Origin of the sequence: Stappia sp., from assembly GCF_965276915.1 — a bacterium.
Lineage (GTDB): Bacteria > Pseudomonadota > Alphaproteobacteria > Rhizobiales > Stappiaceae > Stappia.
Genome location: NZ_OZ255709.1, coordinates 1,899,919 through 1,913,382 on the forward strand (window position 1 = coordinate 1,899,919; position 13,464 = coordinate 1,913,382).

Sequence of the window (13,464 nt, forward strand, 5' to 3'; positions counted from 1 at the left end):
CGCAAGCGGTGCCGAAACCAAGCGATGAACCTCTGGGACCGCCCTCGTGTACAAACGCCCCGACACCCCGCTTCTGGACACCGTGGTAACCCCGCACGACTTGCGGCTTCTGCCGGAGCGCGACCTGCGCCAGTTCGCCGATGAACTGCGGGCGGAGGTGATCGACGCCGTCTCGGTGACCGGCGGTCATCTGGGGGCGGGCCTTGGCGTGGTTGAGCTGACCACGGCGCTCCATTATGTCTTCGACACGCCCGATGACCGGCTGATCTGGGACGTCGGCCATCAGTGTTACCCGCACAAGATCCTGACCGGTCGGCGCGACCGCATCCGCACCCTGCGCCAGGGCGGGGGGCTGTCGGGCTTCACCAAGCGCTCTGAGAGCGAGTACGATCCCTTCGGCGCGGCCCATTCCTCGACCTCGATTTCCGCCGGCCTCGGCATGGCCATGGCGCGCGATCTTGAGGGGCGCAAGAACAACATCATCGCCGTCATCGGCGACGGTGCCATGTCCGCCGGCATGGCCTATGAGGCGATGAACAACGCCGGCGCCCAGCATTCCCGGCTGATCGTCATCCTCAACGACAACGACATGTCGATTGCCCCGCCGGTAGGCGCGATGAGCGCCTATCTGGCCCGCCTCGTTTCCGGCCGCACCTACATGACCCTGCGCGATGCCGCAAAGCAGCTCGCCAAGGCGCTGCCGCGCCAGCTCAAGGAAAAGGCCGCGCGGGCGGAGGAATACGCGCGCGGCTTCTGGACCGGCGGCACGTTGTTCGAGGAGCTCGGCTTCTACTACGTCGGGCCGGTCGACGGCCACAATCTCGATCATCTCCTGCCGGTGCTGAAGAATGTCCGCGACACCCATCAGGGTCCGGTCCTGATCCATGTCGTCACCCGCAAGGGCAAGGGCTACGAGCCGGCCGAGAACTCCGCCGACAAGTATCACGGCGTCGCCAAGTTCGATGTGGTCACCGGCAAGCAGGCGAAGCCCAAGGCCAACGCGCCGAGCTACACCCGGGTCTTCGCCGAGAGCCTGATCGAGGAGGCGCGCCACGACGAGCGCATCGTCGGCATCACGGCGGCGATGCCCGACGGCACCGGGCTCGACCTCTTCGGCGAGGCCTATCCCGCCCGCACGTTCGACGTCGGCATCGCCGAGCAGCACGCCGTCACCTTTGCCGCCGGCATGGCGAGCGAGGGCTACAAGCCTTTCTGCGCCATCTATTCGACCTTCCTGCAGCGCGCCTACGACCAGGTGGTGCACGACGTCGCGATCCAGGGATTGCCGGTGCGCTTTCCCATCGATCGCGCCGGGCTTGTCGGTGCCGACGGCCCCACCCATGCCGGCAGCTTCGACACGGCCTATCTCGCCTGCCTGCCCGGCTTCGTTGTGATGGCGGCCGGCGACGAGGCGGAGCTGAGGCACATGGTGGCGACGGCGGCGGCCTATGACGAGGGGCCTATTTCCTTCCGCTATCCGCGCGGCGAGGGTGTCGGCATCGAGCTGCCGCAGCGCGGCGAGGTTCTGGAGATAGGCCGCGGCCGTGTGCTGCGCGAGGGCGGCAAGGTGGCGCTGCTCTCCTTCGGCGGGCGGTTGGCGCAATGCCTGCTCGCGGCCGACGAGCTCGATGCGGCGGGTCTTTCGACCACCGTCGCCGATGCCCGCTTCGCCAAGCCGCTCGACGAGGACCTCATCGTTCGGCTTGCCCGCGAGCACGAGGTTCTGGTGATCGTCGAGGAAGGCTCGGTCGGCGGCTTTGCCTCCCACGTCCTGCACCGGCTTGCCGAGCGCGGCATGCTCGACGCGGGGCTGAAGGTGCGGCCTGTCTGCCTGCCGGACCGTTACCTCGATCACGACAAGCCGGAGCGCATGCATGCCGAGGCCGGGCTCGACGTGAAGGGCATCATGACGACGGTCTTCTCCGCTCTCGGCAAGGACGCGGCCGCGGCGGCGCGCCTCGCCTGAGAAGGTGCCGCGAGAGCTATGCGCATGGGTCGGGACGCCATGCGTCTCGCCGTGATTGACAGTCTCTTGCGAATGTTGAAACGGTCGCCCTGATGCACCGGGCAGCGGCTTTGAGCTGCTGTCGTTTCTTGTGGTTGCGCGGAATTGTCCGTGCGCACCGACGAGCCAGATCAGGAAAGAGCGCGACCATGGCGCAGACGCTGGCCCCGGTATCGGCCCTCCTCATCGCCATCGCCCTGCTTGTCACCGGGCACGGGCTGCAAAGCACCTTGCTGCCGCTGGCCGGCTCGCAGGCGGGCTTTTCCGACCTTGCGGTCGGTCTGGTGTCGTCGAGCTATTTCTTCGGACTGGTGCTGGGCTGCCTCGGCGCGCCCTACGTGATCATGCGCGCCGGCCACATCCGCGCCTTTGCCGCGCTGGTGTCGCTGATGTCGGCCGCCGCGATCTTCCACCCCCTGATGGTCGACCCGCTCGCCTGGAGCCTGATCCGCATCGTCTCCGGCTTCTGTCTCGCCGGCTTCTACATGATCGTCGAGAGCTGGCTCAACGAGCAGGCCTCCAACGAGAACCGCGGCACGATCATGTCGATCTACATCGTGCTGGTCTATGCCGCGATGACCGCCGGCCAGATCTCGCTGACGGCGACCGACATTTCCACTTTCGTGCCGTTTGCCATCGCTTCCGTCGCCGTCAGCCTGGCGGTCATCCCGGTGTCGCTGACCACCGCCAACCAGCCGGCGCCGATCACGGTGGTGCGCTTCCGTCCGGTCAAGCTCTACCGCAACTCGCCCACGGCGCTGGTCGCGGTGCTGCTGATCGGCGTGACGCAGGGCGCGCTGTGGATGCTGGCGCCGCTTTATGCGATCCAGATCGGCCTAACCACCAACAATGCCGCCTATTTCGCCGCTGCCATCGTCGGTGCCGGTGCGATCTCGCAATGGCCCATCGGCCGCCTGTCCGACCGGCTTGATCGCCGCCTCATCCTGCTCGGCCTGTCGGTGAGCGCCGTGCTTGTCAGCATCGTCTTCATGACCGTCTCGATCGACGGTGTCGGCATGGCGCTGATGCTTGCCCTTCTTGCCGGGGTCGCGACGCAGCCCGCCTATGCGATCGCCGCCTCGCACGCGTTCGACCACGCCGACCGCGACGACTATGTCGAGACCTCCTCGGGCATGAACCTCGCCTTCGGCATCGGGTCGTCCATCGGCCCGCTGACGGCCTCCTACCTGATGCAGTCGGTCGGTCCGTGGGGACTGTTCCTGCAGGTTGCCATCATCCAGGCCGTGATGGGCCTCTACATCTTCTCCCGCCTGTTCCAGCGCGCCGCCCTGTCGGTGGAAGACAAGACCGACTTCGACTATGCCGCCTCGGCCCAGGTCGGTACCGTGCTGTCGCCGGAACCGCTCGACCTGGAGGATCCCTATGTCATCTCGCCGGAGGAGTTTCCGGCCTATGACTATGAACGCGATGCCGAGACAGGCGAGGAGGACGGCCCGGTGATGGAGGAGCATTTCTCCCTCGGTCCCGAAAATGTCGAGGATGACGGCGCTTCGGAACCCGGGCCCGACGACAGAGACGCGGTCATGCCCTCCCGCTGAGCGGCAGGCAGCAGGCGGGGCCTGCGGCAAATCACCCCTCGACCTTGGCCGGGTGCTGGGGCATTGTCGCGCCGATGACGAGAGACACCATGCTCCTTGGGCTGTTCAGACGCGAGGCGCTGCCGCTGGCGGTGCTCTGCGCGCTTGCGCTCGTCGTCCAGCTCGTTGCCGGCACCTTCACGGCGGCCGCGACAAGCGGCGACAGCGGTCTCAAGGTTCTTTGCATTGGCGGTCAGGCGGCCGACGGGGATGCACAGCCTGCCCCCGGTCACGGCAAGGGGATTTGTCCTTGCGGTCCCGTCTGTCCGCATGGCACGGCCTGCCTGACGGGCGGCTGCGCGTCAGCTGCCGTGTCGGTGCGCCCGGTGCTTCGCGTCTCGTCCCCGCGCTTCGTCATGCGCGACACGCCGCCCGGTGCGCGCGCGCTCCTGGCGTCGGGGGGCATTCGCGCCCCGCCCGTTCCGGTTTCATTGCCCGTGTGAGCCGCGCCTGGCGCGCGGCGGAACTGCAATCGAAATCCGGAAAATCATCATGACCTTTTTCAAGACCGCCGCGACCAGCGCGGCCCTCGTCCTGTCTGCTCTTCTCGCCGTTCCGGCGTTTGCCCATGACACGAAGACCGTCGGCGACATCACCGTCTCCTCCCCCTGGACCCGGGCAACGCCGCCCCGCGCCAGGGCCGGCGGCGGGTTTGCCACAATCGTCAATGCCGGCGGCGAGGACCGTCTCGTTTCCGCCTCGGCCAATGTCTCCAAGCGCACGGAACTTCACGAGATGACCGTGGCCGACGGCGTCATGAAGATGCGCGAGATGGCGGACGGCATTCCGGTTCCGGCCGGCGGCACGCTTGAACTGAAGCCCGGCAGCTATCACGTCATGTTCTTCGACCTCACCGGGCCGTTGAAGGAAGGCGAGAACGTTCCGGTCACGCTGACCTTCGAGAAGGCGGGCGAGGTCACGCTCGATTTCAAGGTCGAGCGTATCGGCGCCAAGGGACCTGAGCATGGCGAACATGCCGGTGGCCAGATGGACCACGGCAGCATGGACCACGGCACCATGGATCACAGCACGATGGATCACGGCAAGACGGACCATGGCGGCGAAGCCGGTCACATGACCCACGACAAGTCGAAGGATTGAGACGAGCATGTCAGGATTGAAGATCCTGCGCTATGTGGCATGGGCGGCGGTGGCCGTCCTGCTCGGCGCCATCGGATTTGTCACCGCCCAGCACTATCTCGGCCCCAAGGGCGGAGGGCTGCTGTCGCCCGCCGCATCCATCGGCGGTCCGTTCACGATGGTCGACGCGGCGGCCGGACGAACCGTCACGGAGGCGGACTTCAAGGGCAAGCCGACGGCCTATTTCTTCGGTTTCACCTTCTGCCCGGACGTCTGCCCGACGACGCTCGCCGAGACGCAGATGTGGATCGAGAAACTCGGGCCTGACGCTGACAAGGTCAATTTCGCCTTCGTCTCCGTCGATCCGGAGCGCGACACGGCCGAGGTGATGCGCGACTACGTCGCCGCGTTCGACGACCGCATCCGCCCTCTGACCGGCTCGCCGGAGCAGGTCGAGGCGATGCTCGCGGCCTACCGGGTCTATGCCCGCAAGGTGCCGCTCGACGATGGCGACTACACGATGGATCATTCGGCCGCGGTTTTCCTGATGGATTCCGACAACCGTTTCGTCGGCACCATCGCCTATGAAGAGGCACCGGAAAACGCCATGGCCAAACTGCGCCGCCTGATCGATAATGCCGGCTGACCCTCGCACCTGACACGGACCTGAGAGATGCGCTCCGACCTGATGCTCCCCGCCGGCATTTTCTTCGCCGCCGCCTTCGCGGCGAGCGGGTTGCTGTGGTGGGTCTACGGGGAGCGCATCTATGTCGAGCGGCTGCTCACCGGCATCGCCAACTGCTTCTGAACGGCGGCTTTCATGGCGGACAGGGACCGGCTTGACCAGCTGCTGGTGACGCGGGGCCTCGTCGAGACCCGCGCGCGGGCCCGTGACGCCATCCTGCGCGGCCATGTGCGCGTCGCCGGTCTTGCCGTTGAAAAGCCAGGCCAGAAGGTCGCTGTCGACGCCGAGCTTTCCATCGACGATCCGGCCGGAAACTATGTTTCGCGCGCGGCACTCAAGCTGAAGGCCGGGCTGGAGCGCTTCGCCATCGATGTGGCGGGGAAGGTCGCGCTCGATCTCGGCGCCTCGACCGGGGGCTTCACCCAGGTGCTGGTCGAGGCCGGCGCGCGCCGCGTCCATGCCATCGACGTCGGCCACGACCAGCTTCACGAGCGGATCGCGGCACTGCCGCAGGTGCGCCGCCGCGACGGGGTCAACGCGCGCGCGCTTGACCTGGCCGATCTCGATGGCGAGGCGCCTGAAATCGTCGTCTCCGACATGAGCTTCATCTCGCTGCGCCTTGCCTTGCCGCCGGCGCTTGCGCTCGCCGCCCCCGGGGCATTGGGGCTGTTTCTGGTCAAGCCGCAATTCGAGGCCGGCTGGCACGCGGTCGGCAAGGGCGGCCTGGTCGACCCGCAAGTGGGCGAGGCGGTCGCCCGCGATCTCTCCGATTGGCTCGGCGAACAGCCCGGCTGGTCGGTTGTCGGCCTTGCGCCGTCGCCGATTGCCGGCGGTGACGGCAATGCCGAATGGCTGCTTGCCGGGCAGAAGGCCGACTGAGCCGCGCTCACCGCACTTGCGCTTGCCGGTTCAAAGGCCTAATCGGGCGCGATGAGCAAAGACAACCTTCTTGAGATCACCGCCCTTGCCCACAAGGGCGAGGGCAGGGCGGAGACGCCCGACGGTCCCGTCCATGTCCCTTTCGCGCTGCCGGGCGAGACGGTGCGCGTCACCCCTGACGGCACCCGCGCCCGCATGGTCGAGGTGGTGACGCAATCTCCCGACCGGGTGGAGCCCGCCTGTCCGCATTTCGGCACCTGTGGCGGCTGCGCCCTCCAGCACATGGCGCTTCCCGCGCAGCTGGAATGGAAACGCGGGCAGGTCATCGCCGCCCTCGCCTCCAGGGGACTTGAGGACTGGGCATCGCTGGTCGAGCCGACGGTCGATGCAGGCGGGGCGGGGCGCCGCCGCGCGGTCTTCGCCGCCGCCCGCGCCGGATCCCGCATCCTGCTCGGTTTTCATGAGCGGGCCAGCCATCGTCTCGTCGATATCGAAACCTGTCCGGTGCTCGTGCCGGAGCTTTCCGGCCTGTTGCCGGTGCTGAGGTCGCTTGCTGCGCGCGTCATGCCGCGCAAGGGCGAGGTGACGCTGACCGTGCTTGCCACGCCGAACGGCGCCGACCTGGCGCTGGCCTCGCCGGCGCGAACCGAGCCGAGGGCCGTGGCCGGCCTCATTGAAGAGGCGATGGCCGCGGGCATCGCCCGCCTGTCGCTCAATGGCGAGGTGCTGGTCGAGGCCCGCTCGCCGGAGCTTCTGATGGACGGCGTGACGGTCGTGCCGCCGCCGGGCAGCTTCGTCCAGGCAACGGCTGCCGGCGAACAGGCGCTGGTCGAGCGCGTCGTCGCCGGTGTCGGCAAGGCGCGCAAGGTCGCCGATCTCTTCTGCGGGTCGGGCACCTTCGCGCTCCGGCTTGCCCGCAAGGCGACCATCCGCGCGGTGGAGGGCGAGAAGCCGGCCCTGGCCGCGCTCGAGCGGGCGATGCGCGGCGGTGCAGGGGCGCTGCGCCAGATCCATGCCGAGCGCCGCGACCTGATGCGCAACCCGCTCACCGCCGGCGAGCTCGACGATTTCGGCCGGGGCATGGAGGCGGTCGTCTTCGATCCGCCGCGCGCCGGTGCCGAGGCACAGGCCCGCGAGATTGCCCGCTCGAAGGTCCCGGTCGTCGTCGCCGTGTCCTGCAATCCGGCGACACTGGCGCGCGACCTGCGCATCCTCGTCGATGGCGGTTACCGGCCGCGCTCCATCCTTCCGGTGGATCAGTTCCGTCATTCGCCCCATATTGAGGTTGTGGTGGTTCTGTCGCGCGGCTGAGAAGGTCGCCCGGCAACGGATGTCGGGGAAAGCTCATGGCGCAAGCAAGCCTCGCCGGTCGTGCCTTCAACTGGGCCCGCAGGGCGCGCTATGTGGCGCGCCAGGGCTCCCGTGTCGTCTGGTTCGCGGCCCACGGGGAAGTGGCCCAGGCAATCTCCCGCCGGGTGGTGCGCAAGGCCCGCCTGGAGCGCGGCGAAGAGGAGACGTCCACCCGGCCGCCGAAGCCTGCGCGAACGACGTCGACCCCCGACCTCAAGCGGCTCTTTTCCCAGATCGCGGGGCTTTTCGCCCGCGACCTCGCCAATATCGAGGCAGGCCACTATCCCGTGCCGGAGGGCGAGTTCGGGCGTCCGCGCGCCTTTCTCGATCTCAGCCGCAGCTTTCTGGCCGATGTGCCCAAGGTCGCCAGGCGGCGGGTGAGCGAAGCCCATCAGGAGGTGTTCGATACCACCCGCGAGGCCGCCTCCGGCCTGCCGCGATACTACCGGCAGAACTTTCATTTCCAGACCGATGGCTGGCTGTCACGCGACAGTGCCCGCATCTACGACTTCCAGGTCGAGGTGCTGTTCAAGGGGGCCACGGCGGCGATGCGGCGGCAGGGGCTCGTGCATCTGTCGGAACTCCTGCGCGAGAAGGACCAGCGCCGTGTCGCCTATGCCGACATTGCCTGCGGCACCGGCGGATTGCTTGCCTCCGCGCTTGCCGCCTTCCCGCGCCTGCGCGGCGTCGGCGTCGACCTGTCCGAACCCTATCTGGCGCATGCCCGCGAGGCGCTGCCCGCCGGCCGGCGCGGCCGGGCGGGGTTCGTCAATGCCAATGCCGAGCGCCTTCCCTTCGCGGATGAAAGCCTCGACGCGGTGAGCTGCGTCTATCTTTTCCACGAGTTGCCGCCGAAGGTGCGGGCCGTTGTCGCCGCCGAGCTGGGCAGGGTGCTGAAGCCGGGCGGGCGCCTGATCTTTATCGATAGCCTGCAGAGCGGGGACCTGCCGGAAAACGACGGGCTGCTGGAGCTCTTCCCCGACCTCTTCCACGAGCCCTACTACCGCAGCTATCTGGCGGAGGATCTCGATGCGCTGTTCTCGGCGGGCGGGTTGCGCCGCCGGGAGCTGTCTCCCGCTTTCCTCTCGCGCGTCGCGCTCTACGAGAAGGCGTGAGCGTCCACGCGCTCGGTCGTTCAGTCGACGTCGAGGGGGGCTGTGCCTGCCGCGCTGCCATCCTCGGCGAGCTGGATGCGCTCGACCTTGGCCTCGGCCGATTTCAGCAGCGTGTCGCAATGGCGGCGCAGGGCATCGCCGCGCGAATAGAGCTGGATGCTTTCCTCCAGCGGCACGTCGCCGCGCTCCAGCCGGCCGACAATGGTCTCCAGCTCTTTCAGCGCTGCTTCGAAGGCAAGCGCTGTGATCTCCGGGTCGATCTCGTCTCGGCTCACGCAGGGGCTCCCGGGTCGGTGACGGGTTTCATCGGTTGAGCGGCGATCCTAGAGGCCGTGGCCGGCCCGGGCAAGGAGCGCTGCCGGTCCCGTCCGCACTGGCTGTGGACAGGGAGCGCCGGCCAGGACCGGCAAGGGCCGCCTCAGGCCTTCATCAGCGTCATGATATGGGCGGCGGCGGAGCGGGCGAGCCCTTCCAGGTCGTAGCCCCCTTCCAGCAGCGAGACCACCTTGCCGCCGCAATGCCGGTCGGCGATGTCCATCAGCCTCAGGGTCGCCCAGGCGAAGTCCGCCTCGACAAGGTTGAGCCCGCCGAGCGGGTCGCGCTGATGGGCATCGAACCCGGCGGAAATGATCACCAGGTCCGGCTGGAACGTCTCCAGCCGGGGCAGGATCGCAACCTCCATCGCCTCGCGGAACTCCTCGCCGCCGTCACCGGCTGAAAGCGGCGCGTTGACGATCGTGTCCGCTTCGCCGCGCTCGCTCGCCGCGCCCGATCCCGGATAAAGCGGCATCTGGTGGGTCGAGCAGTACATCACGCTCGGGTCGTTCCAGAAGATGTCCTGGGTGCCATTGCCGTGATGCACGTCGAAGTCGATGATCGCGACCCGTTCCGCGCCGTATGTTTCCTGCGCGTGCCGGGCGGCGACGGCGGCGTTGTTGAAGAAGCAGAACCCCATCGCGCGGGCCGTCTCGGCGTGATGCCCGGGCGGGCGCGAGGCGCAGAACGCGTTGCTGACCTTGCCTTCCATCACCTCGTCGACGGCCCGGCAGGCTGAGCCGACGCCGCGCATCGCCGCCTCCCAGCTGCCCGGCGACATGGTCGTGTCCGCGTCGATGCGCACCAGCCCGTCCGTCGGGGCGGCGTTGTGCAGCATGTCGATATAGGAGGAGGGGTGGACGCGGGCGATGTCGGCAATCCGGCCCATCGGTGCCATGTCCCGCTGCAGGGTCTGGAAGCGCTCATGCTCGAGAATGCGGTCAATCGCGCGAATCCGGTCCGGCCGCTCGGGATGACCGACCGGCGTCAGATGGTCGAGATAGGCGGAATGGTGCAGGTAGAGCGTTCCCAAGAGCGTTTCCTTGCGCGGGCCATTGTCGATGCTGGCGTTTCGCGCCCATCTGACCGGCCGGTCAGGCGGCTGTCAATGAGCGAGCGCAAACGGCATGGCAGGATGTGCAAGCCTTGGGGAGGGAACCGGGAGGGCCGGCATGCGGGCTGGCGGACAAAAGAAAGCCGGGGCGGCATCCGACTGCCGGCCCCGGTGGAAGGTGCGGGCATGACAAGGCCCGTAGGGGAGGTCCGCTGCATCGCCTGTGAAGGCAATTATAATACTAATTGATTCGCCGGCTTTGCAGAAGGCGGAATGCGAAAAAGGTGAATTTTCATCTTGGGGTTGCGTTGGGTCTTACGCAGCGGCATATGGTTTTCATTGTAAAAAATAACAGTATTCGACGCTCTCATCTGTCGCTTGCAACCGGCCGGGTATGCCGGAGTCGGGCCGGACGTCAGAGGCGCGGCGCCGCCGCCCGCCGCAGCCGGTCGTTGATCGCCTCGCCGAGGCCGGTCTCCGGTACAGGCATTGCCGCAATGCGTTCTGCGCCGCTTGCATCGAGCTGGCGCATGGCGCTGAAGAGCCGCGCCGCCGCTTCGCGCAACTCGCCCCTTGCGCTCAGCTGCAAGACGGCCCGGGCATGTTCCGCGCCTGGCGGCAGGTCGGGACCGAAGGCGAGCAGCGCCTCGTTCGGCTCCACATGGGTGGCGTCGAGCCGCAGGGCCGCGCGCGGCGCGTAGTGGGAGGACAGCATGCCCGGGGCGTCGGGCGCGTCATCCGGCCGTGACAGGGGCGCTGCAAGCGTTTCGCCGAGCACGGCCTCGATGGCCTGCCGCTCGATGCCGCCGGGGCGCAGCAGGCGCGCGTGCTCGTCGGTCAGGGCGACGATGGTGGACTCCACCCCGACCGGGGTCGGCCCGGCATCAATGAGCAGGGCCAGCCGGTCGCCCAGATCGCCGGCCACGGCCTCGGCCGTGGTGCCGCTGATACGCCCCGACCGGTTGGCGCTGGGCGCGGCAATGGGGCGGCCGCTCGCTCGCGCCAGATCGCGCATGATCGCCGCTGCCGGCACCCGCAGCGCCACGCTCGGCAGGCCGGCCGTGGCAAGCTCGCAGATCGGGCTGTCGACCCGTTTCGGCAGCACCATCGTCAGCGGCCCCGGCCAGAAGGCCTCGGCCAATGCCCGGGCGCGCGTATCGAACAGCGCGTGCCGCTCGGCCGCTTCCGTGGATTCCACATGGGCGATCAGCGGGTTGAAGCTCGGCCGTCCCTTCGCCGCATAGATGTCGGCGCAGGCCAGCGCGTTGGAGGCGTCGGCGGCGAGCCCGTAGACCGTTTCCGTCGGTATGGCGAGAAGCCGGCCCGCGACGAGATCCGCCACCGCCGCCTCGAAGGCGGCGGTGGCGCGCCAGTTCTCCTCGTTGGGATCGATCTGCCAGCGGCGCATCGCCTCGTTCACTCCGTACTGTTGTCCTTCGCGAGGCGGGAGCCGCCCCGGCACCGGAAAGCCTTGCCGCAACGTCACCGATTGACGTTCACGTCAACACGGACCATCCTCGCGCCCAACCACAAATGCCCGGCGGTTCTGCGGCCTGTGCCGCATTTCGTCAAGCCGCCGGCCCGCGCCTGCCAGGGAGTGAAATATGTATCGTGCCCCCGTTTCGGAGATTGCCTTCACGTTGAAGCATGTGGCCGGCCTTGCCGATGTGCTTGCCCACGAGGGCCACGCGGAGGTGACCGACGATCTGGTGGACGCGATCCTGGAGGAGGCGGGGCGCTTTGCGGCCGAGGAGATCGCGCCGCTCAACGCGCCCGGCGACCGTGTCGGCGCGAAACTGGAAAACGGCGAGGTCACCATGCCGCCGGGCTGGCGCGAGGCCTACCGTGCCTGGGCGCAAGGGGGATGGAACTCGCTGACCGGCTCGCCGGAATTCGGCGGCCAGGGCCTGCCGATGATGCTGCATGCGGCGGCGCTCGAGATGTGGAATTCTGGTTCCATGGCCTTTGCCATCGGCCCGACACTGACCATGGGCGCGGTCGAGGCGCTGGAAAAGCACGCCAGCCGCGAGTTGCAGGACACCTACCTGCCGAAGCTTGTTTCGGGCGAATGGATGGGCACCATGAACCTGACGGAGCCGCAGGCCGGCTCCGACCTCAACGCGCTGCGGGCCCGCGCCGAACCCGTCGGTGACGGCACCTACCGCATCTTCGGGCAGAAGATTTTCATCACCTTCGGCGAGCAGGACTTCACCGACAACATCGTCCATCTGGTGCTCGCCCGTCTGCCGGACGCGCCCGCCGGCACGCGCGGCATCTCGCTCTTTCTCGTGCCGAAGTTCTTCGTCAACGCCGACGGCTCGCTGGGCAAGCGCAACGACGTGCGCTGCGCCGGCATCGAGCACAAGCTCGGCATCCATGCCTCACCCACCTGCACCATGGTCTATGGCGACGAGGGCGGGGCCATCGGCTGGCTGATCGGCGAGGAGAACCGCGGCCTCGCCTGCATGTTCACGATGATGAACAACGCCCGCCTGTCGGTCGGCATCCAGGGCCTCGGCGTCGCCGAGCGTGCCACCCAGCAGGCGCTGGCCTATGCGAACGAGCGCCGCCAGGGGCGCGTCGCCGGCGACACCGGCGAGGGCATGAGCCCGATTGCCGGTCATCCCGACATTCGCCGCACATTGCTCGCCATGCAGGCCTGGACGCAGGTCGCCCGCGCCGCCTGTTTCACCAACGCGCATGCGATCGACATGGCGCGGCTTGCCGGCGACGCGGACGCCCGCACCCATTGGAGCGAACGCGCCGCAACCCTGACCCCGATCGCCAAGGCGCTGTCCACCGATATCGGCGTCGAGGTCGCCTCGCTTGGCGTCCAGATCCATGGCGGCATGGGCTATGTCGAGGAAACCGGTGCTGCCCAGCACCTGCGCGACGCCCGCATCGCTCCGATCTACGAGGGCACCAACGGCATTCAGGCGATCGATCTGGTCACTCGCAAGCTGCCGCTCTCCGGCGGGGACCATATTCGCGGCCTGATCGCCGAGCTTTCGGCGATCGCGCAGGAAGCGCACGGCGCCGGCTCGGAGCTCGCCGATGCGGGTAGCCGGCTGGAGCGGGCGTTGGGGAGCCTTTCGGACGCCGCCGAGTGGATGCTGGAGGCGCTGGGCGAAGGGCGCCAGAGCGAGGCGCTGGCCGGTGCCACGCCGTTCCTGCGGCTGATGGGCATCGCCTATGGCGGCGCCATGCTGGTCAAGGGCGCGCTCGCCTGCCGGGGCGAGCAGTCGCCTGCCGCCGAACGTCGCCTGCTTCTGGCCCGCTACTTCGCCGCCGCCCATCTCGCCGAGACCGCGGCGCTGAAGGAGCAGGTGATCGCCGCCGCCGATGCGGTGCTTGCCTATGATCCGGCCGCCTGAGGCCTGAGC

At 68.2% G+C, this 13,464-nt stretch carries 13 protein-coding genes; 10 read left to right on the forward strand and 3 right to left on the reverse strand.

Translation table 11 applies throughout. From position 1 onward, the window contains the following. Positions 1 to 46 precede the first annotated feature (46 nt). The 9 genes from dxs to ACQY46_RS08965 all read left to right on the forward strand — a co-directional run bounded on the left by dxs (position 47) and on the right by ACQY46_RS08965 (position 8,712). The gene (dxs, locus tag ACQY46_RS08925) at positions 47 to 1,966 is read left to right on the forward strand and encodes a 1-deoxy-D-xylulose-5-phosphate synthase (RefSeq protein WP_428699892.1); all 1,920 of its coding nucleotides are present in this window, start codon (positions 47 to 49) and stop codon (positions 1,964 to 1,966) included. Positions 1,967 to 2,154: 188 nt separating this feature from the next. Then, positions 2,155 to 3,564, forward strand: a complete 1,410-nt coding sequence (locus tag ACQY46_RS08930) for an MFS transporter (protein ID WP_428699893.1) — start codon at positions 2,155 to 2,157, stop codon at positions 3,562 to 3,564. Between the two features lie 89 nt (positions 3,565 to 3,653). Further along, positions 3,654 to 4,046 (forward strand): hypothetical protein, encoded by a 393-nt coding sequence (locus ACQY46_RS08935; RefSeq protein ID WP_428699894.1) that lies wholly within the window; start codon positions 3,654 to 3,656, stop codon positions 4,044 to 4,046. 49 nt (positions 4,047 to 4,095) lie between these two features. Then, complete coding sequence (locus tag ACQY46_RS08940) at positions 4,096 to 4,704, forward strand: copper chaperone PCu(A)C (protein ID WP_428699895.1); 609 nt, start codon at positions 4,096 to 4,098, stop codon at positions 4,702 to 4,704. A gap of 7 nt (positions 4,705 to 4,711) precedes the next feature. Beyond that, a complete protein-coding gene (locus ACQY46_RS08945) occupies positions 4,712 to 5,329 on the forward strand; it encodes an SCO family protein (RefSeq protein ID WP_428699896.1) in 618 nt (205 codons plus the stop codon). A 27-nt stretch (positions 5,330 to 5,356) separates the two neighbouring features. Next, positions 5,357 to 5,491: a hypothetical protein gene (locus tag ACQY46_RS08950; protein WP_428699897.1), complete on the forward strand. Its 135-nt coding sequence runs from the start codon at positions 5,357 to 5,359 to the stop codon at positions 5,489 to 5,491. A gap of 12 nt (positions 5,492 to 5,503) precedes the next feature. Next, positions 5,504 to 6,247 carry a TlyA family RNA methyltransferase gene (locus tag ACQY46_RS08955; protein ID WP_428699898.1) on the forward strand — a complete coding sequence of 248 codons (744 nt, stop codon included), beginning with the start codon at positions 5,504 to 5,506 and terminating at the stop codon, positions 6,245 to 6,247. Positions 6,248 to 6,298: 51 nt separating this feature from the next. Further along, positions 6,299 to 7,558: a class I SAM-dependent RNA methyltransferase gene (locus ACQY46_RS08960; protein WP_428699899.1), complete on the forward strand. Its 1,260-nt coding sequence runs from the start codon at positions 6,299 to 6,301 to the stop codon at positions 7,556 to 7,558. Positions 7,559 to 7,593: 35 nt separating this feature from the next. Continuing rightward, positions 7,594 to 8,712 carry a class I SAM-dependent methyltransferase gene (locus tag ACQY46_RS08965; protein ID WP_428699900.1) on the forward strand — a complete coding sequence of 373 codons (1,119 nt, stop codon included), beginning with the start codon at positions 7,594 to 7,596 and terminating at the stop codon, positions 8,710 to 8,712. A gap of 20 nt (positions 8,713 to 8,732) precedes the next feature. On the opposite strand, the gene ACQY46_RS08970 is transcribed toward ACQY46_RS08965, so the two are convergent. The 3 genes from ACQY46_RS08970 to ACQY46_RS08980 form a co-directional block, all read right to left on the reverse strand. Continuing rightward, entirely contained in the window at positions 8,733 to 8,987 is a 255-nt protein-coding gene (locus ACQY46_RS08970; RefSeq protein ID WP_428699901.1) for an exodeoxyribonuclease VII small subunit, read from the reverse strand. 143 nt (positions 8,988 to 9,130) lie between these two features. Continuing rightward, positions 9,131 to 10,060: a histone deacetylase family protein gene (locus ACQY46_RS08975; protein WP_428699902.1), complete on the reverse strand. Its 930-nt coding sequence runs from the start codon at positions 10,058 to 10,060 to the stop codon at positions 9,131 to 9,133. Between the two features lie 436 nt (positions 10,061 to 10,496). Then, entirely contained in the window at positions 10,497 to 11,489 is a 993-nt protein-coding gene (locus ACQY46_RS08980; protein WP_428700449.1) for an L-threonylcarbamoyladenylate synthase, read from the reverse strand. Positions 11,490 to 11,685: 196 nt separating this feature from the next. Between ACQY46_RS08980 and ACQY46_RS08985 the strand changes: the two genes are divergently transcribed. Beyond that, entirely contained in the window at positions 11,686 to 13,455 is a 1,770-nt protein-coding gene (locus ACQY46_RS08985) for an acyl-CoA dehydrogenase (RefSeq protein ID WP_428699903.1), read from the forward strand. Positions 13,456 to 13,464 lie beyond the last annotated feature (9 nt).

Bases quoted from the DNA above. Each gene is read 5' to 3' on its own strand.
- ACQY46_RS08945 (WP_428699896.1), top strand. From the start codon at position 4,712: ATGTCAGGATTGAAGATCCTGCGCTATGTGGCATGGGCGGCGGTGGCC.
- ACQY46_RS08940 (WP_428699895.1), top strand. From the start codon at position 4,096: ATGACCTTTTTCAAGACCGCCGCGACCAGCGCGGCCCTCGTCCTGTCT.
- ACQY46_RS08980 (WP_428700449.1), bottom strand. From the start codon at position 11,489: ATGCGCCGCTGGCAGATCGATCCCAACGAGGAGAACTGGCGCGCCACC.
- ACQY46_RS08930 (WP_428699893.1), top strand. From the start codon at position 2,155: ATGGCGCAGACGCTGGCCCCGGTATCGGCCCTCCTCATCGCCATCGCC.
- ACQY46_RS08960 (WP_428699899.1), top strand. From the start codon at position 6,299: ATGAGCAAAGACAACCTTCTTGAGATCACCGCCCTTGCCCACAAGGGC.
- ACQY46_RS08935 (WP_428699894.1), top strand. From the start codon at position 3,654: ATGCTCCTTGGGCTGTTCAGACGCGAGGCGCTGCCGCTGGCGGTGCTC.
- ACQY46_RS08985 (WP_428699903.1), top strand. From the start codon at position 11,686: ATGTATCGTGCCCCCGTTTCGGAGATTGCCTTCACGTTGAAGCATGTG.
- ACQY46_RS08950 (WP_428699897.1), top strand. From the start codon at position 5,357: ATGCGCTCCGACCTGATGCTCCCCGCCGGCATTTTCTTCGCCGCCGCC.
- ACQY46_RS08965 (WP_428699900.1), top strand. From the start codon at position 7,594: ATGGCGCAAGCAAGCCTCGCCGGTCGTGCCTTCAACTGGGCCCGCAGG.
- ACQY46_RS08955 (WP_428699898.1), top strand. From the start codon at position 5,504: ATGGCGGACAGGGACCGGCTTGACCAGCTGCTGGTGACGCGGGGCCTC.